This is a genomic window from Aquabacterium sp. J223 (assembly GCF_024666615.1).
In the GTDB taxonomy this organism is placed as follows: Bacteria; Pseudomonadota; Gammaproteobacteria; order Burkholderiales; family Burkholderiaceae_C; genus J223.
Genome location: NZ_CP088297.1, coordinates 845,695 through 867,427, shown reverse-complemented (window position 1 = coordinate 867,427; position 21,733 = coordinate 845,695). Strand labels below are relative to the sequence as shown.

The window sequence follows — 21,733 nt, the reverse complement described above, 5'->3', positions numbered from 1 at the left end:
CCATGGCCATGCGCCATCCCCTGCCCTACGCCTTCGCCAAGGCGCACACCCTGCTGCTGGAGAACGACGGCCAGGCGCTGACGCTGTGGGCCGGCGAGGGCACGCCGCTGGCCGCGCTGTCCGAGGTCACGCGGCTGTACGACATCGACCGCTTCGAGCGCGAGCCGTCGGCCACGCTGGCGCAGCGCATCGCCTCGGCCTATGCCGGCGGCGAGTCCAGCGCGGCCACGGTGGTCGGCGAGGTCGAGAGCGCCGTCGACCTGTCGCGCCTGATGCAGGACCTGCCCGCGGTGGAGGACCTGCTCGAAGCCGCCAACGACGCGCCCATCATCCGCATGTTGAACGCGCTGCTGACGCAGGGCGTGAAGGACGGCGCCAGCGACATCCACATCGAGCCCTACGAGCGCAGCTCCAGCGTGCGCTTCCGCGTCGACGGCACGCTGCGCGAGGTGGTGCAGCCCAACCGCGCGCTGCACGCGGCGCTGATCTCGCGCCTGAAGATCATGGCCGAGCTGGACATCGCCGAGAAGCGCCTGCCGCAGGACGGCCGCATCTCGCTGCGCATCGGCGGCCGGGCGATCGACGTGCGGGTCTCCACGCTGCCGTCGGCTCACGGCGAACGCGCGGTGCTGCGCCTGCTCGACAAGACCGAATCGAAGTTCAGCCTGGAAAGCCTGGGCATGAGCGGCGAGACGCTGAGCCGCTTCAACCGACTGATCAACCAGCCGCACGGCATCGTGCTGGTCACCGGGCCCACCGGCTCGGGCAAGACGACGACGCTCTACGCCTCGCTGGCCCGCATCGACACCGCCACCACCAACGTGCTGACGGTGGAGGACCCGGTGGAGTACGAGCTGCCCGGCATCGGCCAGACGCAGGTCAACGCCCGCATCGAGCTGACCTTCGCCAAGGCCCTGCGCGCCATCCTGCGCCAGGACCCGGACGTCATCATGATCGGCGAGATCCGCGACTACGAGACCGCGCAGATCGCCATCCAGGCCTCGCTCACCGGCCACCTGGTGCTGGCCACGCTGCACACCAACGACGCGCCGTCGGCGGTGACGCGGCTGACCGACATGGGCGTCGAGCCCTTCCTGCTGTCGTCGTCGCTGCTCGGCGTGCTGGCGCAGCGGCTGGTGCGCAAGCTGTGCGGCGAGTGCAAGCGCCAGGACGACCGCGGCCGCTGGCACCCGGTGGGCTGCGAGGCCTGCGGCCAGACCGGCTACCGCGGCCGCACCGGCGTCTACGAGCTGATGGTGGCCGACGACAAGGTGCGCTCGCTGATCCACAGCCGCGCCGCCGAGAGCCAGCTCTTCGTCGCCGCCGAGGGCGCCGGCCTGAAGCCGATGCGCGAGGACGGCGAGCGCCTGGTGGCCGAGGGCATCACCTCGCCGGAAGAGGTGATGCGCGTGACCCGAGAGTGACGGCCTGAGGTCGCCGCGTGCCCGCTTACAAGTTCGAAGCCCTGGACAGCCAGGGCAAGACCCGCAACGGCCTGCTCGACGCCGACAACGCGAAGGCGGCGCGCGCCCAGCTGCGCGGCCAGGGCCTGGTGCCGCTGTCGGTGGAGCAGGTGGCCCACGGCCGCGCCGCGGCCAACTCGGGCCAGCTGTCGCTCAGCCGCCGCGTCTTCAGCCCGACGACGCTGGCGGTGTGGACACGGCAGATGGCCGGCCTGGTCGGCGCCGGCCTGCCGCTGGAGCGCGCCTTGACGGCGCTGGCCGACGAAGCCGAGGACCCGCGCCAGCGCGAGCTGCTGTCGCACCTGCGCAGCGAGGTCAACGCCGGCTCGCCCTTCGCCCGCGCGCTGGCCGGCGCGCCGCGCGAGTTCGACGAGGTCTACCGCGCGGTGGTCGCCGCCGGCGAGCAGAGCGGTGCCCTGGGCAACGTGCTGGAACGCCTGGCCGACGACCTGGAAGAGCGCCAGGCCCTGCGCGCCAAGCTGCTGGGCGCGATGCTGTACCCGGCGATCGTCTCGCTGATCGCCATCGTCATCGTCGTCTTCCTCGTCAGCTACGTGGTGCCGCAGGTGGCCTCGGTGTTCACCAGCAGCAAGCGCGCGCTGCCCACGCTCACGGTGGTGATGATCGCCATCAGCGACTTCGTGCGGGACTGGGGCTGGCTGGCGCTGCTCGGCCTGCTGCTGGGCGGCGGCGGGCTGGGCCTGGCCCTGCGCAACGAGGGCTTCCGCCAGCGCTTCGACGCCGGCTTCCTGGAGGTGCCGCTGATCGGCCGCCTGGCCCGCGGCTACAACGCCGCGCGCTTCGCCGGCACGCTGGCCATGCTGGCCGCCGCCGGCGTGCCCATCCTGCGCGCGCTGCAGGCGGCGGCGGAGACGCTGTCCAACCGGGCCATGCGCGCCGACGCGATGGACGCGCTGGTGCAGGTGCGCGAGGGCGCGCCCCTGGCCTCGGCCCTGGGGGCCAAGAAGCGCTTCCCCGGCCTGCTGTCGATGTTCGCCCGCCTGGGCGAGCAGACCGGCCGCCTGCCCGCCATGCTGCAGCGCGCGGCCGCGCAGATCAGCCAGGAGGTGCAGCGCCGCGCCATGGCGGCGGCGACGCTGCTGGAACCGCTGCTCATCGTCGCCATGGGGCTGGTCGTGATGCTGATCGTGCTGGCGGTGCTGCTGCCGATCATCCAGCTCAACACCTGGGTGAAGTAGGTCCGCGCCGCGGCCCCGGCCTCGGGCCCCGGCCTTGATTTCGGGCCCGGGCCTTGCTACACATCGGCACAGAGAAGCGGCGGCGTGCGCCCGCTCATCTGCCCGTGGCGCCGCCGACCGTCTGCTCGAATGAACCGTCAACGACGAAGGAGCAGGCAAGCAATGAGCGTGTCGTCGACCGACCTCGTGCCCATGGCGCGATCCCAGGCCATCCCCATCGCGGCCATGCGCCGCGTCTACCGGGTCGAGGAAGTGGAGCGGCGACTGGGCAAGCTGCCGCCGAAGGAACATGAAAGCCTGCGCTCCACCTACGAGCGCATGATCGAGAAGGGGCCGGAGCGCTTCCAGGTCAAGCCCAACGGGCTGCCGGCGATGGAGCACCTCTACGAGGAGCTGCCCAACTTCCACGAGGTGCTCGACGACGTGAAGCGGCAGCTGGCGCTGTGCCAGGACAGCCGCGACGCCCTGCAGATCACGCCCATGCTGCTGCTCGGCCCGCCCGGCGTCGGCAAGACCCATTTCGCGCGCGAGATCGCGCAGCTGCTCGGCACCGGGATGGGCTTCGTGTCCATGAGCTCGCTCACCGCCGGCTGGGTGCTGTCGGGTGCGTCCAGCCAGTGGAAGGGCGCGCGGCCCGGCAAGGTGTTCGAGACGCTGGTCGAAGGGCAGTACGCCAACCCGGTGATGGTGGTCGACGAGATCGACAAGGCCCGTGGCGAACACGCCTACGACCCGCTGGGTTCGCTGTACAGCCTGCTCGAGATCGACACCGCCGGCAGCTTCACCGACGAATTCGCCGAGGTGCCGATCGACGCCAGCCAGGTGGTGTGGCTGGCCACGGCCAACGACGAGCGCGCCATCCCGGAGCCCATCCTGAACCGGATGAACGTCTACGAGGTGCAGGCGCCGGACGCCGAGGCCGCCCGCGCCATCGCCCGCCGGCTCTACGAGGGCATCCGCAACGGTCACGACTGGGGGAGCCGCTTCGAGCCGTCGCCCTCGTCGGCCGTGCTGGACCGGCTGGCGGACATGGCGCCGCGCGAGATGCGACGCGCCTGGATGACCGGCTTCGGCAACGCCAAGCTGGCCGGCCGCGACCGCATCGAGCTGGCCGACCTGCCCGACGCCACCGCGCGCCGGGCCCCCATCGGCTTCGTGCAGTAGGCCCGCGTTCTCGGCGACGGCCCTGCCGGGGCGCCGCGCGTCTTTCTGCCTATCATCGGCCATGCCCGCCTCCCTGGACGGCCGCCTCGTCGTCGCGATCTCGTCGCGCGCCCTCTTCGACTTCGAGGAGGAAAACCTGCTGTTCGAAGCCGGCGACGACCGCGCGTACATGCGGCTGCAGCTGGAGCGGCTGGACCGGCCGGCGCTGCCCGGCGTGGCGTTTTCGCTGGTCAACAAGCTGCTCGCCTTCAACGCACAGGCACCGCTGGTCGAGGTGGTCATCCTGTCGCGCAACGACCCGGTGTCCGGCATGCGGGTGTTCCGGTCGGCCCAGCACTACGGGCTGCCGGTGGAGCGCGGGGTGTTCACCCGCGGCACCAGCCCCTGGCGCTACCTGAAGCCGCTGAAGGCGCACCTCTTCCTGTCCGCGAACGAGGCGGACGTGCGGTCGGCGCTGGCCGCCGGCGTGCCGGCGGCCCGGGTGTATCCGCAGTCGGCCCGGGCGTCCGACGCCCACCCGCGACAGGTGCGCATCGCCTTCGACGGCGATGCGGTGCTGTTCTCGGACGAGGCGGAGCAGGTCTTCCAGCAGTCGGGCCTGCAGGCCTTCCAGTTGCACGAGCGGGACCAGGCCGGCACCCCGCTGGCGCCGGGGCCGTTCAAGCCGCTGCTGCAGGCGCTGCACCGGCTGCAGCAGCTGTCGCGCGACGGCATGGGGCTGCGCACGGCGCTGGTGACCGCGCGCAGCGCGCCGGCGCACGAGCGCGCCATCCGCACTTTGATGAACTGGCAGATCGACGTCGACGAGGCGATGTTCCTCGGCGGCCTGTCCAAGGGCGAGTTCCTGCGCGAGTTCGAACCGGACTTCTTCTTCGACGACCAGACCGGCCACATCGAGAGCGCCGCCCTGCACGTGCCGGCCGGACACGTGGCCGCCGGCATCGCCAACCGGCGCGGCGCCGAAGCGGCGCTTGTCCCATGAACGACGACTTCCTCGCGCCGCCGCCCTTCCAGCCGGACGCGGCCCTGCAGCGCCTTCACCGCGAGCTGCGCGACCTCGGCCTCACGCAGCGGGCCGACGCGTGGGAATGGAAGGGGCGGCCGGTGTTGACGGTGGTGGTGGTGGACGGTGTCCTGAGGGCCAGCGTGGCCAAGCGGCCTGCGCGCACCCCCGACTGGCAGGTGCACCGGCTGGCGGACCATGCCCGCGTCCGCTGGCTGGTCGAGCACCTGCGGGTGTCGATGCGCGGCTGGCAGCCGGACGACTGACACCAGCCTGACACGGAGGCCTCGCCGCGGGCTAGGCCTTACGTAGTTCCCGGCACATCCGGACCTGCAGCGCTGCCTACCATGGACGGGCCTGACCACCCTGGAGTTGCAGATGAAGAAAACCGTCCTCCTTGCCGCCGTCGCGACCCTGGCCAGCGCCAGTGCGTGGGCCGAGTTCCCCGAGAAGCCGGTGACCATCGTCGTGCCGTTCGCGGCCGGCGGCCCGACGGACAAGGTCGCCCGCGACTTCGCCGACGTGCTGCGCAAGTCGCTGAACAACCAGACCATCGTCATCGAGAACGTTGGCGGCGCCGGCGGCACCCTGGGCGCGGGCAAGGTGGCGAAGGCCGCACCCGACGGCTACACCCTGCTGCTGCACCACATCGGCATGGCGACCTCGCCGGCGCTGTACCGCAGCCTGCCGTACAAGACCGAGGAGTTCGAGTTCCTCGGCCTGATCAACGAGGTGCCGATGACGCTGATCGGCAAGTCCACCCTGCCGGCCAACAGCTATGCCGAGCTGAGCAAGTGGATCAGCACCAACGGCGCCAAGGTCAACCTGGCGAACGCCGGCCTGGGCTCGGCGTCGCACCTGTGCGGCCTGCTCTTCCAGAGCACGATCAAGGTCGACATGACCACCGTCCCCTACAAGGGCACCGCGCCGGCCATGACCGACCTGCTCGGCGGGCAGGTGGACATCATGTGCGACCAGACCACCAACACCACCTCGCAGATCGAAGGCGGCAAGGTCAAGGCCTTCGCGGTGACGACGAGCAAGCGCCTCACGTCGCCCGCGCTGGCCAAACTGCCGACGCTGGACGAATCGGGCCTGAAGGGCTTCAACGTCAGCATCTGGCACGGCCTGTACGCGCCGAAGGGCACGCCCAAGCCGGTGGTCGACAAGCTGAACACGGCGCTGAAGGCCGCCCTGAAGGATCCGGAGTTCATCAAGCGCGAGGAAGCACTGGGCGCCGTGGTCGTCACCGACAACCGAACCAACGCGGCCGAGCACAAGCGCTTCGTCGAGTCCGAGATCGCCAAGTGGACGCCGGTGATCAAGGCCGCCGGGCAATATGCCGACTGAGGACGAGCGGATGGGCCAGTGCACACGTCCGAACGCCTGAGTCGGGGCCTGAGCTCCGCGAAGGCGCGGCCGGCAAGGCCGACCGACCTGCCGGCCACCTGAACGAAGAAGCCGCCCTCGGGCGGCTTCTTCGTTGGCGGGTCGCGTCGCAGGCCGGCTCAGCTCAGCGTGACGCGCGCGAACTTACGCTTGCCGACTTGCACCACGAAGCGGCCCGGTGCGAGCTTCAGCGCCTTGTCGCTCACCGTGTCGCCATCGACGCGCACGCCGCCCTGCTCGATCAGGCGCAGCGCCTCGCTGGTGGACGGCACCAGGCCCGCCTGCTTGAGCAGGGCGCCGATGGCCAGCGGCGCACCGGACAGCGTGACCTCGGGGATCTGGTCGGGAATGCCGCCCCGGGCCCGGTGCTCGAAGTCCGCCAGTGCGGCCTCCGCGGCCGCAGCGCCATGGAAGCGCTCCGTCACCTCCAGCGCCAGCATCACCTTGGCGTCCTTCGGGTTGCGGCCGCCGTCGACGTCCGCCTTCAGCCGCGCGATCTCCGCCTCCGGCCGGAACGACAGCAGGGTGAAGTACTTCCACATCAGCGTGTCGCTGATGGACAGCAGCTTGGCGAACATGGTGTTGGCCGGTTCGCTGATGCCGATGTAGTTGCCCTTGCTCTTGGACATCTTCTCGACGCCGTCCAGCCCTTCGAGCAACGGCATGGTGAGGATGCACTGCGGCGCCTGGCCGTACTCCGACTGCAGGGCCCGTCCGACGAGCAGGTTGAACTTCTGGTCGGTGCCGCCGAGTTCCAGATCGCTTCTCAGGGCCACCGAGTCGTAGCCCTGCATCAGCGGATACAGCAGCTCGTGCACGCTGATCGGCGTGCCGGCCTTGAAACGCTTGGTGAAGTCGTCGCGCTCCAGCATGCGCGCGACGGTGTACTTCGCGGCCAGCTCGATCATGCCGCGCGCCCCAAGCGGGTCGCTCCACTCGGAGTTGTAGCGGATCTCGGTGCGCGCCGGGTCGAGCACCAGGCTGGCCTGGGCATAGTAGGTCTTCGCGTTGGCCTCGATCTGCTCGCGCGTCAACGGCGGCCGGGTGGCGTTGCGTCCCGACGGATCGCCGATCATCGAGGTGAAGTCGCCGATCAGGAAGATGACGGTGTGGCCCAGGTCCTGCAGCTGACGCAGCTTGTTGAGCACCACCGTGTGGCCGAGGTGGATGTCGGGGGCGGTGGGGTCCAGGCCGAGCTTGATGCGCAGCGGCTGTCCGGTGGCTTCGGAGCGTGCGAGCTTGGCCACCCACTCCGCCTCCGGCAGCAGTTCGTCGCAGCCGCGCCGGGTGACGGCCAGCGCATGCCGCACCTCGTCGCTCAGGTCGGGCGCAGGATCGGTGGTTCCGCCGGGAGCAAGGGGGCTGCGTGGGGACATGTCAAGCGGCGGAATTCCGAGAAGTCAGGCCGGTTTCCGCAGGAAAGGCGGTTGTTATACTGGTCAAGGCTTTGCGCCAGGTGCCGAAGCCCTCTGTAGCAGTACCGGAGCAGCCGACGATTCTAGGTCAGCCCTCCGTTCATCGCGGCGCCGCCGCCTGCTGTGATCCCGAGCGCTGTCGTCGCCTCACCGGCACCGGCAGCTTCTCCCAACCTCCACCGGAAGCCCGCCGGCTTCCCACAAGGTACTCGTGACTGGAGTTGACCCTCTGGCCGGAGCGCTGTCCTGGGCCTTGCAGCATGCGCAGCAGCATCGCCGCGCGCTCGTCGGCATCGTCTTCACCCTGCTCGCCGGAACCGGCATCACGGCCTTCGGCATCGCCCCGTTCGCGCCGGACGCCAGCCAGTTGCCGCGCCGCATGGTCGAGCAGTCGATCGCACCGGGCGACCTCAACGCGCAGCTGGAGGCCCTGGCCGCCGAGACCCTCAAACTCACGCGCAACGACACCACCCGCGCCGGCGACACCGCCGACACGCTGCTGCGGCGGCTTGGCGTCAACGACCGCCCCGCGGCCGACTTCCTGCGGCGCGACGCGGCCGCACGCATGCTGCTCGAAGGTCGCGCCGGCAAGCTGGTGCAGGTCGAGGCCAGCGAAGACGGACGCCTGCTCAGCCTCGTCGCCCGCTTCCCGGCGCTGAAGCCGGAGCTCGTCGACAGCCATTTCACCCGGCTGCGGGTCGAGCGGGGTGAACGCGGCCTCCAGGCCTGGATGGACACCGCGCCGCTGAAGGCCCAGACACGGTTGGGCAGCGGCACGATCAACACGTCGCTGTTCGCCGCCATCGACGAGTCCGGCCTGCCCGATGCGATCGCCGGCCAGCTGGCCGAGATGTTCGCGGCGGAGATCGACTTCCACCGCGACCTGCGCCGCGGCGACACCTTCAGCATCGTCTACGAAGCCATGACGGCCGACGGCGAACCCATCCCCTGGAACGCCGGCCGCGGCCGGGTGCTGGCCGCGGAGTTCGTTAACGACGGCAAGGCGCACCAGGCGATGTGGTGGAGCGATGCCACCGGACGCGGCGCCTACTTCGGCTTCGACGGCCAGAGCAAGCGGCGCGCGTTCCTCGCCAGCCCGATGGAGTTCTCGCGCATGACGTCGGGCTTTGCGATGCGCTTCCATCCGATCCACCAGACCTGGCGGCAGCACCTGGGCGTCGACTACGCGGCGCCGGTGGGCACACCGGTGCGCACGGTGGGTGCCGGGATGGTGGAGTTCGCCGGCGTGCAGAACGGTTACGGCAACGTGGTGCAGATCCGCCATGGCAGCAACCGCAGCACCCTGTACGCCCACCTGAGCCGGGTCGACGTGCGCAAAGGGCAGGCGGTGGAACAGGGTCAGCGCATCGGCGCCGTCGGCGCGACGGGCTGGGCCACCGGGCCGCATTTGCACTTCGAGTTCCGCGTCGGCACCCAGCACGTCGACCCGCAGCGCATCGCGCGCGAGGCGGAGACGGTGGCGGTCAGCCCCTCGGCACGGCCGCAGTTCCTGGCCCAGGCGAGCGGCGTGCGGTCGCAGCTGCAGACGGCGCGCAACGTAGGCGCGGCACGCAGCCACGCCGATTGAGCCTGACGTTCCGGCGCACCGAGCCTCGTCGGTCCGACGCGCCGCTCAGCCTCGACGTGGCACCCACCACCCTCTGATCCCGTGGAGCGGTACATCGGCCTCATGTCCGGCACCTCGCTGGACGGCGTGGACGGGGTGCTGGCCGTTTTCGAGCCGCAGCTCCAGGTGCTGGCGCATGTGCACCGCCCTTTCAGCCAGCCGCTGAAGCAGGAACTGCTGTCGCTGGTCCGCCCGGGCGGCGTGGACGAACTCCACCGCGCCGCGCGCGCCGGCATCGCGGTGAGCGAACGCTATGCGCAGGTCGTCCAGGCCCTGCTGTCGGATGCAGCGCTGGTGCCGGGCGACGTCCACGCGCTCGGCGCGCACGGGCAGACGGTGCGCCACCAGCCTGCCGACTCCGGGGCGAACGAGCCGGGCTACACCCTGCAACTGCTGCAGCCGGCACTGCTGGCCGAACGGACCGGCATCGACGTGGTGTGCGACTTCCGTTCGCGCGACGTGGCGGCCGGCGGCCAGGGGGCGCCGTTGGTGCCGGGGTTTCATGCCGCCGTCTTCGCCCGCGCCGGTGAGGCGGTTGCGGTGCTGAACCTCGGCGGCATCGCCAACCTGACCCTCGTCGACGAAGGCGCCCGGGTGCAGGGTTTCGACTGCGGGCCGGGCAACGCCTTGATGGACGAGTGGGTCCAGCGGCACCGCGGCGAACCCTTCGACGCGCACGGCGCATGGGCGGCCAAGGGTCAGGTGCTGCCGGCACTGCTGGCGTCGCTGCGGTCGGAGGCGTTCCTGCAACTGCCGCCGCCCAAGAGCACCGGCCGCGAGCTGTTCCATGAGGCGTGGCTGGCGCCGCACCTGCGACGCCACGCCGACGGCGCCAGGACGCAGGACGTGCAGGCGACGCTCGCCGAGTTCACCGTCTGGTGCGCCGTCGACGCGCTGCATCGTCATGCGGCCCCCACGACACGGCGACTGCTGGTGTGTGGCGGCGGCGCCCTGAACCATCACCTGATGCACCGGCTGGTGGCGCTGCTGCCCGGCTGGCAGGTGACCGACACCGACGCCGCCGGCCTTCCCGCCCAGCAGGTGGAGGCCGGCGCCTTCGCCTGGCTGGCCAAGGCCTTCGTCGAGGCTCAACCGGCCAACCGGCCGGAGGTCACCGGCGCTCGAGGCGCGCGTCGGTTGGGCGCGTTGTACCCGGCGCGCTGAACCGGAACGCAGCGCGCCGGGCCATGAAAAAGGCCACCCGAAGGTGGCCTGGTCGCCGATGTCGCCGCGGGCGAATCGCCCCGCGCGTGGGCTCAGACGGAGAAGCTCGAGCCGCAGCCGCAGGTGGTGGTGGCGTTGGGGTTCTTGATGACGAACTGGGCGCCCTGCAGGTCTTCCTTGTAGTCGATCTCGGCGCCGACCAGGTACTGCAGGCTCATGGCGTCGATCAGCAGGGTGACGCCGTTCTTCTGCATCTGCGTGTCGTCCTCGTTGACCACCTCGTCGAAGGTGAAGCCGTACTGGAATCCGGAGCAGCCGCCGCCCTGCACGAAGACGCGCAGCTTCAGGTCCGGGTTGCCTTCCTCGGCCACCAGGTCGGCCACCTTGGCCGCCGCGCTGTCGGTGAAGACCAGCGGGACGGGCATCTGTTCGGTTTGCGGCAGGGCTTCGGCCAAGGCGCTCATGTCGTCATCTCCATCGTCGGCAGTGGGGCAATGATGGCACGGCCGCCATCCCCTTGGAGGGGCTGCGGCCTTGCCACCCCCATGCAAGAGCGGCGAAAGCCGCGCAGCGGCGGCTTTCGATCAGCCGAACCCACCGGCCGGCACAAAGGGCCGGGCGTTGAACCGCCCGGCGTCCGAGATCAGCGCTTGCTGAACTGCTTGCGGCGGCGGGCGCCGTGCAGACCGACCTTCTTGCGCTCGACCTCGCGCGCATCGCGGGTCACGAAACCGGCCCGCGACAGGTCCGGCTTGAGCGTCGCGTCGTAGTCGATCAGCGCGCGGGTGATGCCGTGGCGCACCGCGCCGGCCTGGCCCGACTCGCCGCCGCCATGGACGTTCACCTTGATGTCGAAGGCTTCGACGTTGTTCGTCAAGAACAGCGGCTGCTTGACGATCATGATCGACGTCTGGCGGCCGAAGTACTGCTCCACCGGCTTGCCGTTGACGACGATCTGGCCCGAGCCTCGCTTGATGAACACGCGAGCCACCGAGGACTTGCGACGGCCGGTACCGTAGTTCCAATTTCCGATCATCGCCGCTCCTTAGATGTCCAGCGTCTTGGGCTGCTGGGCGGTGTGCGGGTGCGATCCACCGGCATACACCTTCAGCTTCTTCACCATGGCGTAACCCAGCGGGCCCTTGGGCAGCATGCCCTTGACCGCCTTTTCAAGGGCGCGGCCGGGGTGCTTGGCCTGCATGTCCTTGAACTTGGTGGCGTAGATGCCACCGGGGTAGCCCGAATGCCGGTAGTAGATCTTGTCGTTGGCCTTGTTGCCGGTGACACGGAGCTTGTCGGCGTTGACGACGATGATGAAGTCGCCGGTGTCCACGTGAGGCGTGTAGATGGCCTTGTGCTTGCCGCGCAAACGGAGTGCCACTTCGCTGGCAACACGTCCGAGCACCTTGTCGGTGGCGTCAATCACAAACCACTCGTGCTTCACTTCGGCCGGCTTGGCGCTGAAGGTCTTCATGAGGGACTTTCTGAAACCGTCCGACCCGCAGGCCGGCGGCAGTTGGGGACCGGCCGCCACAAGGCGACCGCCGTGCACCGCGGCATCGGTGCCGCTTGTCGGCCGCCCCACGGATGGAAGCGACCTGCGGCCTCTCAGCGGGAAGGCGCTCCGGCGCTGACCGGATGTGCCCTCCTTGCGGTGTCTGCTGACTGCCACGTCGTTCGTGGCCCATGCAGCCCGCAATGGGCCGCTGGAACGCCAGCAAAGCCCGCGAGTATAGCGCACGCGACCGACGTTTGGCCGGGATCGCCGGCGGCACCGGGCGCAGCGGCCCGCCGACCACATCCTGCGGACGCAAAGCACGGCGGCGATCGGTGCGTCCTCGCCGCAGTAAGCTCCCGGATCCGCCATCGAACCCCGGTGTCTCGGGGGATGCGGCGCCGTCCAGCCCGCCGCTAACATGGGGAATTGAAACCACATGTTGCCGCAGGGCCTGCGGCGATGGCCGGCGAATTCCGATGCAGCCGATGCTCCCCTGGATTGTTGCCCTCGCAGCGGCCGCACTGGCCGTGGTGCTCGCGGGGCTTCTGCTGCTCGCCCGCAGGGCTCCCCGGCCCAAGCCGCTGCCCACCGAGTGGGCGCTGACCCCGCGGCCGGTGTTCAGCGCCGAGGAACGCCGGGTGTACCGTCAGCTGCGCGAGGCGCTGCCGCACCACATCGTGCTGTCCAAGCTGCCGCTGGTGCGCTTCTGCCAGCCCGACGACCCGGAGGAAGTGCGCTACTGGTACGAGCTGCTGGGCAGCACGCACGTGACCTTCGCCGTGTGCAGCGCCAACGGCCGCGTCCTGGCGGCCGTCGACCTGCACAACGACCGCGCCAACTCCCGGCGCGTGCTGCAGATCAAGCAGGCCGTGCTGGCGGCATGCCGGGTGCGGTACCTGCGTTGCCCGGCCGACCACCTGCCCTCGATCCCCGAGCTGCAGTTGCTCGTCCCCAGCGGCGCCAACGCGACGCGGGGTCCGCAGCCGGCCCCCAGCGTTCGGCCCGCACGCGAGCCGTCGGGCGAGATCGCCGGCACGCGACGTCGAGAGCGGGCCCCGTTGTGGCAGGACTCGACCGCATTCCAGGATTCCTTCTTCAGCCCGGACCTGCGGCAGGACGCTGGTGGCCCGGGAAGCGCCGGCTTCGGCCCGTCGACCATGCCCTCGACCCCCGCCCAGCCGGTCCCGGGCGAGAGCCCCGACGACATCGTTGGCATCGTCGTCGACTCGCCGCGCACACCGCCCGCCGGACGCGCCTGAAGGGCCAACACCGCCCCGTCGTAGCATGGGGCGATGGACGCCCATCCGCCCACCACCAGCACCCGGCCGGCGTCGTCGCCACGCGACAGCTATGCGGGACTGACACCGCCCAAGGTCCTCGACGCTTTGGAACAGGTCGGCCTCTACGGCGACGGCCGCCTGCTGCAGCTCAATTCCTACGAGAACCGCGTCTTCCTGCTCCACCTCGAGGACGGCTCAGCGGTCGTCGCCAAGTTCTACCGCCCGGGACGCTGGAGCCGGCAGCAGATCCTGGAGGAACACGCGCTGGTGCGCGAACTGGCCGACGACGAAGTGCCGGCGGTGCCGCCACTGGCGCTGCCCGACGGCGGAACGTTGGGCAGCGTCCGCCTGGGCGACGGGGTCGACATGCTCTTCAGCATCAGCGCCCGCCACGCCGGCCGCGCGCCGGAATTGGAAGACGACCAGACCCTGCGCTGGTTGGGCCGCTTCATCGCCCGTCTGCATGTCGTCGGCGGCCGGCGGCCCTTCGAGCACCGGCTGACCCTCTCACCGGCCACCTGGGGCCGGCGCGCCCAGGCACTGTTGCTCGACAGCCCCTGGCTGGACGAACCGCAGCGGCGGCCCTGGGCGGCGGCCTGCGAGGCCGCCTTGCAGGCGGTCGAAGGCGCCTTCGCCGCCGCGGCCGACGTGCCGCGCCTGCGGCTGCACGGCGACTGCCATCCCGGCAACGTGCTGTGGCGTGAGGCGGAGGGGCCGCACTTCGTCGACTTCGACGACGCCTGCACCGGCCCGGCGGTGCACGACCTGTGGATGCTGGCTTCACCCGGCGATCCGGTGCAGTGGGCGGCGCTGCTCGACGGCTACACGCAGATTCGTCCGCTGTCGCAGCGCGAGCTGACGCTGGTGGAACCGCTGCGCACGCTGCGGATGGTGCACCACGCCGGCTGGCTGGCCGCGCGGTGGGACGACCCGGCCTTCCCGGCCGCCTTCCCCTGGTTCGGCACGCCGGCCTACTGGAGCCAGCAGACCCAGCAGTTGCAGGAGCAACTGGAGGCGATGTCCGCCCCGCCCGTCGCGCCGTGACCGGCCGCCGCTGGCCGGCCTCAGGCCGGCGGCGTCAGCCGCTAACCGGCTCCAGCAGCAGCCGGGTCACCCGCCGGACATGCGCCGCGGGGTCCTCCAACTGCCCGCCCTCGGCCAGCCAGGCCTGGTCGAACAGCAGGTGCGCCAGGTCGTCGAACCGGGGATCACTCTCCAGCCGCTTGACCAAGGGGTGCTCGGCGTTCACCTCGAGGATGGGCTGGCTGGCGGGCGCCTGCTGCCCCGCCTGCTTCAGCAGCCGCGCAAGGTGCGCGCTCATGTCGCCCTCCTCGACGACCAGGCAGGCCGGCGACTCGACCAGGCGGCCGGTGACGCGGACGTCCTTCGCGCGGTCCTTCAACGCCGTCTTCAGCCGCTCGATCACCGGCTTGATCGCCTTGGCCGCCTGATCGGCCTGCTGCTTCTCGCCTTCGTCCTGCAACGCGCCCAGGTCCACGGCGCCCTTGGCCACGCTCTGCAGCGGCTTGCCGTCGAATTCGTAGAGGTGGCTCAGCATCCACTCGTCCACGCGGTCGGTCAGCAGCAGCACCTCGATGCCCTTCTTGCGGAAGATCTCGAGCTGGGGGCTGCTCTTCGCCGCCGCCAGGGTGTCGGCGGTGATGTAGTAGATCGCCTCCTGCCCCTCCTTCATGCGGCCCGCGTAGTCGGCGAAGGACACGCCGGCGTCGGCGTGCGTCGAGGCGAAACGCAGCAGCTTGGCCAGCCGCTCGCGGTTGGCGTTGTCCTCCCCGATGCCCTCCTTCAGCACGGCGCCGAAGTCCTCCCAGAACTGGGCGTAGCGGTCCTTCTGGTTCTCGGCCAGGTCCTCCAGCATCGTCAGGACGCGCTTGGTCGAGCCTTCGCGGATGGCCTTCACGTCGCGGCTTTCCTGCAGCAGCTCGCGGCTCACGTTGAGCGGCAGGTCGGCCGAGTCGATGACGCCCTTGACGAAGCGCAGGTACACCGGCATCAGCGCCTCGGCGTCGTCCATGATGAAGACGCGCTTGACGTACAGCTTCACGCCGCCGCGCTTGTCGCGGTTCCAGAGGTCGAACGGCGCCTTGGCCGGGATGTAGAGCAGCTGGGTGTACTCGCTGCGGCCCTCCACACGGTTGTGGGTGTAGGCCAGCGGCGGCTCGGTGTCGTAGGTGAGCTGCTTGTAGAACTCCTGGTACTCTGCATCGGTGATGTCGGCCTTCGAGCGGGTCCACAACGCGGCGGCCTTGTTGACCGTCTCCCATTCGTCGGTGTCGCGCTGCTCCCCCTTGTCGCCGTCCCAGACCTGCTTTCGCATCAGGATGGGCAACGAGATGTGGTCCGAGTAGCGGGACACGATGGAGCGCAGCTTCCAGGGCTGCAGGAAGTCCTCTTCGCCCTCGCGCAGGTGCAGGATCACGTCGGTGCCACGGGTGGCCCGGGTGATCGGTTCGACATCGAACTGGCCGGTGCCATCGGAGGACCAGCGCACGCCTTCCTCCGGCGACAGCCCGGCGCGCCGCGACTCGACGGTGATGCGGTCGGCGACGATGAAGCCCGAATAGAAGCCCACACCGAACTGGCCGATCAGGCTGGCGTCCTTCTTCTGGTCGCCTTCCAGGCGGGACATGAACTCCCGCGTCCCGCTCTTGGCGATGGTGCCGAGGTGGGCCACGGCCTCGTCCCCGCTCATGCCGATGCCGTTGTCTCGGATGGTCAGCGTCCGCGCCGCCTCGTCCACCAGCAGTTGCACCTTCAGGTCGGGCGCGTCCTCCAGCAACTTGGCCTCGTGCAGCGCCTCGAAGCGGAGCTTGTCGCAGGCGTCGGACGCGTTCGAGATCAACTCGCGAAGGAAGATCTCCTTGTTCGAGTACAGCGAGTGCGTGACGAGGTGGAGGATCTGCTGCACCTCCGCCTGAAAGGACAGGGTCTGTTTCGGTTGGGTCATGGGCACGCGGTGGTGTTGAGGGACACGACTGGCGCCGGACATGAGGACGCCGCCGCACCTTTCAAGTGGTGATGTCTTGGGGGCATGGCCGGCTGGGCTCTCCGGGATCGCCCGCACTCAAGTGTCGGCGCAGACGACCGAAGTAATGGCGTCACCCGTGGAAGTGCCATGACGTCTCGATCGCTTCCCCCTGCTGGACCGACCGCTGCCCGACCTGGCCGCATGGACGCGCCATTTCGAAGCGGCCGACATCCCGGTGCTGCGCACCACCGCCGAAACGCTGGAAGGGCTGGCGGGCCGGGAGGATGCCGTCGACGCCAACCTGCTCGGCGAGACCATCGCGGACGACCCGTTGATGGCGCTGAAGGTGCTCGTGACCGTCGCCCGGCTCCACGGCGACCGCATGGTCACCAGCGCCGAGACGGTAACGGCCGCGCTCGTCGTCATGGGCATCTCGCCGTTTTTCCGGGAGTTCGGCGCCCTGGCGACGGTGGAGGAGCGGCTGGCCGCCGCCGGCCCGCACGCCCTGGCAGGGCTGCGGGCGGTGTGGCGGCGTTCTGCGCGCGCCGCGCGGTTCGCGCTGGGCTTCGCTGTGCACCGGCTCGATCACGACGCCGCCGTCATCCACCAGGCGGCGCTGTTGCACGACTTCGCGGAGATGCTGTTGTGGTGCCATGCCCCCGCGCTGGCACTGGCCGTCGTCGAACAGCAGCGCCTTCGTCCCGGGCTGCGATCGCACGAGGCCCAACGGGAAGTGCTGAAAGTCGAACTGGCCGACCTGCAGCAATCGCTCATGAAAGCCTGGCGCCTGCCCGAACTGCTGGTGCGCATTGCCGACGACCGGAAGGCCGATGCGCCGCAGGTCCGCAACGTTCAAGTGGCCATTCGCCTGGCGCGGCACAGCCGGGACGGCTGGGAGCACCCCGGGTTGGCCGACGATCTGCGTGACGCAGGAGAACTGCTGCACCTGCGCCCCGATGCCGTCCTGGCGCTGGTGTGCGGACTGGACGACGACCTGCCGGCGTAGCGGCCGAGGCCTCGAACCGGCTCAGGCGGGCCGGGCGAGTTCCAGCACCGTCCTCAGCACGTCCGGATGCCACGCGAGCTGAATGTGGGCCTGCCCCGGCAGGTGGCGGTTGTCGGCTCCTGGAAGCGCGCCGCACGCGGCAGGGAAGACGACGTTGTCGCAGTTGCTGAAGAAGCAGACCCAGGGGAAGCTGCGCGCCGGCCGCCGCGTCTCGCGGCGATGCAGTTCTCGAAGCCAGTCGCTGCCGAGCCGCATCTGCCGGCCGTTCGGTTGGCGACTCCAGCGGGCCAGCCACGTTCCTTGATGAGGAGATCCGATGGTCACCACGGCGGTGGGTGCGACGACCGACGGCGGCCTCGAGGCCAACCAGTCGCGAACGGCCAGGCCTCCCATGCTGTGCGCGACGATGACCGGCGGGCAGCCCGTCAAGCCGATCAGGTGCTCGAACGCGGCGTCGATGGCCTTGCGGTGCTGTTCTATCGGTACGAAGGCCGGTGCCAGGGTGATGGCCATGCTGCCATGGCCTGCGTCGAGCAATCGACGCCGCCATGGATTCCAGAATCCCCGATTGCACAGGTACCCATGGATGAGCAGGACGGCCGGAACTGAGTGCTGACGGCCGGCCACGCAATGCGGGAACGCATCGAATCGAAATGGCTGCTCCCAATAGAACACCCGTGTCGACGCCCCGACTTCATGCAGCCACGCGGTGAGCCGTGTCGTCCGACGTGCCGCAGGGACCTGCCCGCCGTCTTGCGACAGCGCGGCGGACGTCAACTGCTCGATCAGCAACGCGGCCGCGTGCAAGAACGGAATCAGTGACACAACGACGAGAGCGGTGAACCAGCGTCCGCTGTGGACCAGCCAGCCTGCAGCACCGCCAATCGCCAGAAGGGTCAGCGCCGCGACAAGCCGCTGTTGCTTTTCCAAGGCGCTGGCCGCCGGCTCGTGGCCTGGGAGTTCCCGGTTCATCTTCGGCGTCGGCCGTGCCGGCCATTGCGTGACGAACCGAAACGGCTGCGTGACCTTACGTCAGGAAGCGGTCGCTGCATTATCCCAAGCCGCCAAAAACAAAACCCCGGTTCATCAGTGATGTACCGGGGTTTTGGGGAATAAATAGCCTGACGATGACCTACTTTCACACGGGAATCCGCACTATCATCGGCGCTGAGGCGTTTCACTGTCCTGTTCGGGATGGGAAGGAGTGGGGCCACCTCGCTATGGTCATCAGGCTTGACTTGTTGCTGCGTGGCGTTCTTGAGCGCGCCGCGGCAGCCAATTCACAGAATCGAATTCAGCGTTCAGGCCGTCACCGCTGTGGTGAGGGTCTGGGTATTTGATTGCGTCGCCTTTTGGGCATAACGTCTGACTCACGGTCTTTGGCCTGTGCGCTGGGCACGGCATCAAAGTTATAGGGTCAAGCCTCACGGGCAATTAGTACTGGTTAGCTTAACGCATTACTGCGCTTCCACACCCAGCCTATCAACGTCCTGGTCTCGAACGACCCTTCAGGGGGCTCAAGGCCCCGGCAAGACTCATCTTGAGACGAGTTTCCCGCTTAGATGCTTTCAGCGGTTATCTCTTCCGCACTTAGCTACTCGGCAATGCCACTGGCGTGACAACCGATACACCAGAGGTGCGTCCACTCCGGTCCTCTCGTACTAGGAGCAGGCTCTCTCAATCTTGCAGCGCCCACGGAAGATAGGGACCAAACTGTCTCACGACGTTTTAAACCCAGCTCACGTACCTCTTTAAATGGCGAACAGCCATACCCTTGGGACCGGCTACAGCCCCAGGATGAGATGAGCCGACATCGAGGTGCCAAACACCGCCGTCGATATGAACTCTTGGGCGGTATCAGCCTGTTATCCCCAGAGTACCTTTTATCCGTTGAGCGATGGCCCTTCCATACAGAACCACCGGATCACTTTGTCCTACTTTCGTACCTGCTCGACTTGTCAGTCTCGCAGTCAAGCACGCTTATGCCAATGCACTATCAGCACGATTTCCGACCGTGCCTAGCGTACCTTCGAACTCCTCCGTTACGCTTTGGGAGGAGACCGCCCCAGTCAAACTGCCCACCATACACTGTCCCCAACCCGGATCACGGGCCAAGGTTAGAACCTCAAACACACCAGGGTGGTATTTCAAGGACGGCTCCAAGGCACCTAGCGGCACCGCTTCAAAGCCTCCCACCTATCCTACACAGATCTGTTCAAAGTCCAATGTAAAGCTACAGTAAAGGTTCATGGGGTCTTTCCGTCTTTCCGCGGGGAGATTGCATCATCACAAACATTTCAACTTCGCTGAGTCTCTGGAGGAGACAGTGTGGCCATCGTTACGCCATTCGTGCAGGTCGGAACTTACCCGACAAGGAATTTCGCTACCTTAGGACCGTTATAGTTACGGCCGCCGTTTACTGGGACTTCAATCAAGAGCTTGCACCCCATCATTTAATCTTCCAGCACCGGGCAGGCGTCACACCCTATACGTCGACTTTCGTCTTTGCAGAGTGCTGTGTTTTTAATAAACAGTCGCAGCCACCGATTCTCTGCGGCCTCATTGGGCTCCCCTTGTACAGGTTCACCTACTAAAGGCACACCTTCTTCCGAAGTTACGGTGTCAATTTGCCGAGTTCCTTCTCCAGAGTTCTCTCAAGCGCCTGAGAATACTCATCTCGCGCACCAGTGTCGGTTTGCGGTACGGTCGTGTGCAGCTGAAGCTTAGTGGCTTTTCCTGGAAGCAGGGTATCACTCACTTCGGCGGCAAGCCGCCTCGTTATCACCCCTCATCTAAGACCCCCGGATTTGCCTAAGGGCCACGACTACAGGCTTGAACCGGGATATCCAACACCCGGCTGAGCTAACCTTCTCCGTCCCCACATCGCACTGCACATCGGTACAGGAATATTGACCTGTTTCCCATCAGCTACGCATCTCTGCCTCGCCTTAGGGGCCGACTCACCCTACGCCGATGAACGTTGCGTAGGAAACCTTGCGCTTTCGGCGAGGGGGCTTTTCACCCCCCTTTAACGCTACTCATGTCAGCATTCGCACTTCTGATACCTCCAGCAGCCTTCACAAGCCACCTTCACAGGCGTACAGAACGCTCTCCTACCACGCACATTGCTGTGCATCCGCAGCTTCGGTAACTGGCTTAGCCCCGTTACATCTTCCGCGCAGGACGACTCGATCAGTGAGCTATTACGCTTTCTTTAAATGGTGGCTGCTTCTAAGCCAACATCCTGACTGTTTTAGCCTTCCCACTTCGTTTCCCACTTAGCCAATTTTGGGGACCTTAGCTGGCGGTCTGGGTTGTTTCCCTCTTGTGTCCGGACGTTAGCACCCGGTGCACTGTCTCCCAAGCTGTACTCATCGGTATTCGGAGTTTGCAATGGTTTGGTAAGTCGCCATGACCCCCTAGCCATAACAGTGCTCTACCCCCGACGGTAATACTTGAGGCACTACCTAAATAGTTTTCGGAGAGAACCAGCTATTTCCAGGTTTGTTTAGCCTTTCACCCCTATCCACAGCTCATCCGCTAGTTTTGCAACACTAGTCGGTTCGGACCTCCAGTGCGTGTTACCGCACCTTCATCCTGGCCATGGATAGATCACCTGGTTTCGGGTCTACACCCAGCGACTGAACGCCCTATTCGGACTCGATTTCTCTGCGCCTTCCCTATTCGGTTAAGCTCGCCACTGAATGTAAGTCGCTGACCCATTATACAAAAGGTACGCCGTCACCCTTGCGGGCTCCGACTTTTTGTATGCATGCGGTTTCAGGATCTATTTCACTCCCCTCCCGGGGTTCTTTTCGCCTTTCCCTCACGGTACTGGTTCACTATCGGTCGATTACGAGTATTTAGCCTTGGAGGATGGTCCCCCCATCTTCAGACAGGATTTCACGTGTCCCGCCCTACTTGTCGCACGCCCAGTTCCACACCCGACATTTCTCATACGGGGCTATCACCCGCTATGGCCGGCCTTTCCAAACCGTTCTGATATGCCAGATGCTAAAACGTGCAGGCTCCTCCGATTTCGCTCGCCACTACTTTCGGAATCTCGGTTGATGTCTGTTCCTCGAGCTACTGAGATGTTTCAGTTCGCCCGGTTCGCCTCGCATGACTATGTATTCATCATGCGATACCCTTGCGGGTGGGTTTCCCCATTCGGAAATCTCCGGATCAAAGCTAATTTGCCAGCTCCCCGAAGCTTATCGCAGGCTATCACGTCCTTCGTCGCCTGTAATCGCCAAGGCATCCACCACATGCACTTAGTCACTTGACCCTATAACTTTGATGCCACAAGGCACCCGGATCCAGGACCGTCGAGCCGACCTCTCGGCTCGTTTGAGTATTACGCGTTATGCCGTTCAACCCTCGTTCGAGTTGAAGTTTGGTGACGCAATCAAAATGTCGCCAGCAGCGCACCCTCAGGGCACGTCGCCGACAACGCTGATTCGACTCTATGAATTGTTAAAGAACGACAGTCGGTCTTCGAGGACCGAACACCCAAGCCCTTGATCCAAGGGCTTGGGT

General features: G+C 67.4%; 17 protein-coding genes and 2 rRNA genes. 11 read left to right on the top strand and 8 right to left on the bottom strand.

What is annotated here, in order from left to right:
• Positions 1 to 2: 2 nt before the first annotated feature.
• The 6 genes from gspE to LRS07_RS04155 all read left to right on the top strand — a co-directional run bounded on the left by gspE (position 3) and on the right by LRS07_RS04155 (position 6,179).
• On the top strand, positions 3 to 1,424 hold the full coding sequence (gspE, locus tag LRS07_RS04180) for a type II secretion system ATPase GspE (RefSeq protein ID WP_260500750.1): 1,422 nt from the start codon (positions 3 to 5) through the stop codon (positions 1,422 to 1,424).
• A 17-nt stretch (positions 1,425 to 1,441) separates the two neighbouring features.
• A complete protein-coding gene (gene gspF / locus LRS07_RS04175; protein WP_260500749.1) occupies positions 1,442 to 2,662 on the top strand; it encodes a type II secretion system inner membrane protein GspF in 1,221 nt (406 codons plus the stop codon).
• A gap of 192 nt (positions 2,663 to 2,854) precedes the next feature.
• A complete protein-coding gene (locus tag LRS07_RS04170; RefSeq protein WP_409450593.1) occupies positions 2,855 to 3,826 on the top strand; it encodes an AAA family ATPase in 972 nt (323 codons plus the stop codon).
• A 61-nt stretch (positions 3,827 to 3,887) separates the two neighbouring features.
• A complete protein-coding gene (locus LRS07_RS04165) occupies positions 3,888 to 4,808 on the top strand; it encodes a 5'-nucleotidase (RefSeq protein WP_260500747.1) in 921 nt (306 codons plus the stop codon).
• Positions 4,805 to 5,095: a hypothetical protein gene (locus LRS07_RS04160; protein WP_260500746.1), complete on the top strand. Its 291-nt coding sequence runs from the start codon at positions 4,805 to 4,807 to the stop codon at positions 5,093 to 5,095. The genes LRS07_RS04165 and LRS07_RS04160 overlap by 4 nt, the downstream gene beginning before the upstream one ends.
• Positions 5,096 to 5,207: 112 nt before the next feature.
• Positions 5,208 to 6,179, top strand: coding sequence for a tripartite tricarboxylate transporter substrate-binding protein (locus LRS07_RS04155; protein ID WP_260500745.1), 972 nt, complete (start codon positions 5,208 to 5,210; stop codon positions 6,177 to 6,179).
• A 158-nt stretch (positions 6,180 to 6,337) separates the two neighbouring features.
• On the opposite strand, the gene tyrS is transcribed toward LRS07_RS04155, so the two are convergent.
• A complete protein-coding gene (tyrS, locus tag LRS07_RS04150; protein WP_260500744.1) occupies positions 6,338 to 7,594 on the bottom strand; it encodes a tyrosine--tRNA ligase in 1,257 nt (418 codons plus the stop codon).
• Between the two features lie 250 nt (positions 7,595 to 7,844).
• On the opposite strand from tyrS, the gene LRS07_RS04145 reads away from it, so the two are divergent.
• The gene (locus LRS07_RS04145; RefSeq protein ID WP_260500743.1) at positions 7,845 to 9,221 is read left to right on the top strand and encodes a peptidoglycan DD-metalloendopeptidase family protein; all 1,377 of its coding nucleotides are present in this window, start codon (positions 7,845 to 7,847) and stop codon (positions 9,219 to 9,221) included.
• 81 nt (positions 9,222 to 9,302) lie between these two features.
• Positions 9,303 to 10,424 (top strand): anhydro-N-acetylmuramic acid kinase, encoded by a 1,122-nt coding sequence (locus LRS07_RS04140; protein WP_260500742.1) that lies wholly within the window; start codon positions 9,303 to 9,305, stop codon positions 10,422 to 10,424.
• Between the two features lie 92 nt (positions 10,425 to 10,516).
• On the opposite strand, the gene erpA is transcribed toward LRS07_RS04140, so the two are convergent.
• The 3 genes from erpA to rplM form a co-directional block, all read right to left on the bottom strand.
• On the bottom strand, positions 10,517 to 10,888 hold the full coding sequence (gene erpA, locus LRS07_RS04135) for an iron-sulfur cluster insertion protein ErpA (RefSeq protein ID WP_260500741.1): 372 nt from the start codon (positions 10,886 to 10,888) through the stop codon (positions 10,517 to 10,519).
• 179 nt (positions 10,889 to 11,067) lie between these two features.
• Complete coding sequence (rpsI, locus tag LRS07_RS04130) at positions 11,068 to 11,460, bottom strand: 30S ribosomal protein S9 (protein WP_260500740.1); 393 nt, start codon at positions 11,458 to 11,460, stop codon at positions 11,068 to 11,070.
• Between the two features lie 9 nt (positions 11,461 to 11,469).
• Positions 11,470 to 11,898 (bottom strand): 50S ribosomal protein L13, encoded by a 429-nt coding sequence (gene rplM, locus LRS07_RS04125; RefSeq protein WP_260500739.1) that lies wholly within the window; start codon positions 11,896 to 11,898, stop codon positions 11,470 to 11,472.
• 500 nt (positions 11,899 to 12,398) lie between these two features.
• On the opposite strand from rplM, the gene LRS07_RS04120 reads away from it, so the two are divergent.
• Positions 12,399 to 13,181 (top strand): DUF2726 domain-containing protein, encoded by a 783-nt coding sequence (locus tag LRS07_RS04120; RefSeq protein WP_260500738.1) that lies wholly within the window; start codon positions 12,399 to 12,401, stop codon positions 13,179 to 13,181.
• Positions 13,182 to 13,214: 33 nt separating this feature from the next.
• Positions 13,215 to 14,246 carry a serine/threonine protein kinase gene (locus tag LRS07_RS04115; RefSeq protein WP_260500737.1) on the top strand — a complete coding sequence of 344 codons (1,032 nt, stop codon included), beginning with the start codon at positions 13,215 to 13,217 and terminating at the stop codon, positions 14,244 to 14,246.
• A 34-nt stretch (positions 14,247 to 14,280) separates the two neighbouring features.
• Here LRS07_RS04115 and htpG read toward each other — a convergent pair whose 3' ends face one another.
• Complete coding sequence (gene htpG, locus LRS07_RS04110) at positions 14,281 to 16,167, bottom strand: molecular chaperone HtpG (RefSeq protein WP_260500736.1); 1,887 nt, start codon at positions 16,165 to 16,167, stop codon at positions 14,281 to 14,283.
• A 256-nt stretch (positions 16,168 to 16,423) separates the two neighbouring features.
• Here htpG and LRS07_RS04105 point away from each other — a divergent pair, with 256 nt between their 5' ends.
• The gene (locus LRS07_RS04105; RefSeq protein WP_260500735.1) at positions 16,424 to 17,194 is read left to right on the top strand and encodes an HDOD domain-containing protein; all 771 of its coding nucleotides are present in this window, start codon (positions 16,424 to 16,426) and stop codon (positions 17,192 to 17,194) included.
• Between the two features lie 21 nt (positions 17,195 to 17,215).
• Here LRS07_RS04105 and LRS07_RS04100 read toward each other — a convergent pair whose 3' ends face one another.
• The 3 genes from LRS07_RS04100 to LRS07_RS04090 form a co-directional block, all read right to left on the bottom strand.
• A complete protein-coding gene (locus LRS07_RS04100) occupies positions 17,216 to 18,166 on the bottom strand; it encodes an esterase/lipase family protein (protein ID WP_260500734.1) in 951 nt (316 codons plus the stop codon).
• A 147-nt stretch (positions 18,167 to 18,313) separates the two neighbouring features.
• Positions 18,314 to 18,426: ribosomal RNA gene (gene rrf, locus LRS07_RS04095) — 5S ribosomal RNA — on the bottom strand.
• A gap of 181 nt (positions 18,427 to 18,607) precedes the next feature.
• Positions 18,608 to 21,482: ribosomal RNA gene (locus tag LRS07_RS04090) — 23S ribosomal RNA — on the bottom strand.
• Between the last annotated feature and the right edge of the window lie 251 nt (positions 21,483 to 21,733).

What these genes read in the sequence shown, in the direction of transcription:
- LRS07_RS04120 (WP_260500738.1), top strand. Translation starts at nt 12,399, where the DNA reads ATGCAGCCGATGCTCCCCTGGATTGTTGCCCTCGCAGCGGCCGCACTG.
- rpsI (WP_260500740.1), bottom strand. Translation starts at nt 11,460, where the DNA reads ATGATCGGAAATTGGAACTACGGTACCGGCCGTCGCAAGTCCTCGGTG.
- LRS07_RS04155 (WP_260500745.1), top strand. Translation starts at nt 5,208, where the DNA reads ATGAAGAAAACCGTCCTCCTTGCCGCCGTCGCGACCCTGGCCAGCGCC.
- gspE (WP_260500750.1), top strand. Translation starts at nt 3, where the DNA reads ATGGCCATGCGCCATCCCCTGCCCTACGCCTTCGCCAAGGCGCACACC.
- LRS07_RS04165 (WP_260500747.1), top strand. Translation starts at nt 3,888, where the DNA reads ATGCCCGCCTCCCTGGACGGCCGCCTCGTCGTCGCGATCTCGTCGCGC.
- LRS07_RS04100 (WP_260500734.1), bottom strand. Translation starts at nt 18,166, where the DNA reads ATGAACCGGGAACTCCCAGGCCACGAGCCGGCGGCCAGCGCCTTGGAA.
- tyrS (WP_260500744.1), bottom strand. Translation starts at nt 7,594, where the DNA reads ATGTCCCCACGCAGCCCCCTTGCTCCCGGCGGAACCACCGATCCTGCG.
- LRS07_RS04115 (WP_260500737.1), top strand. Translation starts at nt 13,215, where the DNA reads ATGGACGCCCATCCGCCCACCACCAGCACCCGGCCGGCGTCGTCGCCA.
- LRS07_RS04170 (WP_409450593.1), top strand. Translation starts at nt 2,855, where the DNA reads ATGGCGCGATCCCAGGCCATCCCCATCGCGGCCATGCGCCGCGTCTAC.
- LRS07_RS04160 (WP_260500746.1), top strand. Translation starts at nt 4,805, where the DNA reads ATGAACGACGACTTCCTCGCGCCGCCGCCCTTCCAGCCGGACGCGGCC.
- rplM (WP_260500739.1), bottom strand. Translation starts at nt 11,898, where the DNA reads ATGAAGACCTTCAGCGCCAAGCCGGCCGAAGTGAAGCACGAGTGGTTT.
- htpG (WP_260500736.1), bottom strand. Translation starts at nt 16,167, where the DNA reads ATGACCCAACCGAAACAGACCCTGTCCTTTCAGGCGGAGGTGCAGCAG.
- erpA (WP_260500741.1), bottom strand. Translation starts at nt 10,888, where the DNA reads ATGAGCGCCTTGGCCGAAGCCCTGCCGCAAACCGAACAGATGCCCGTC.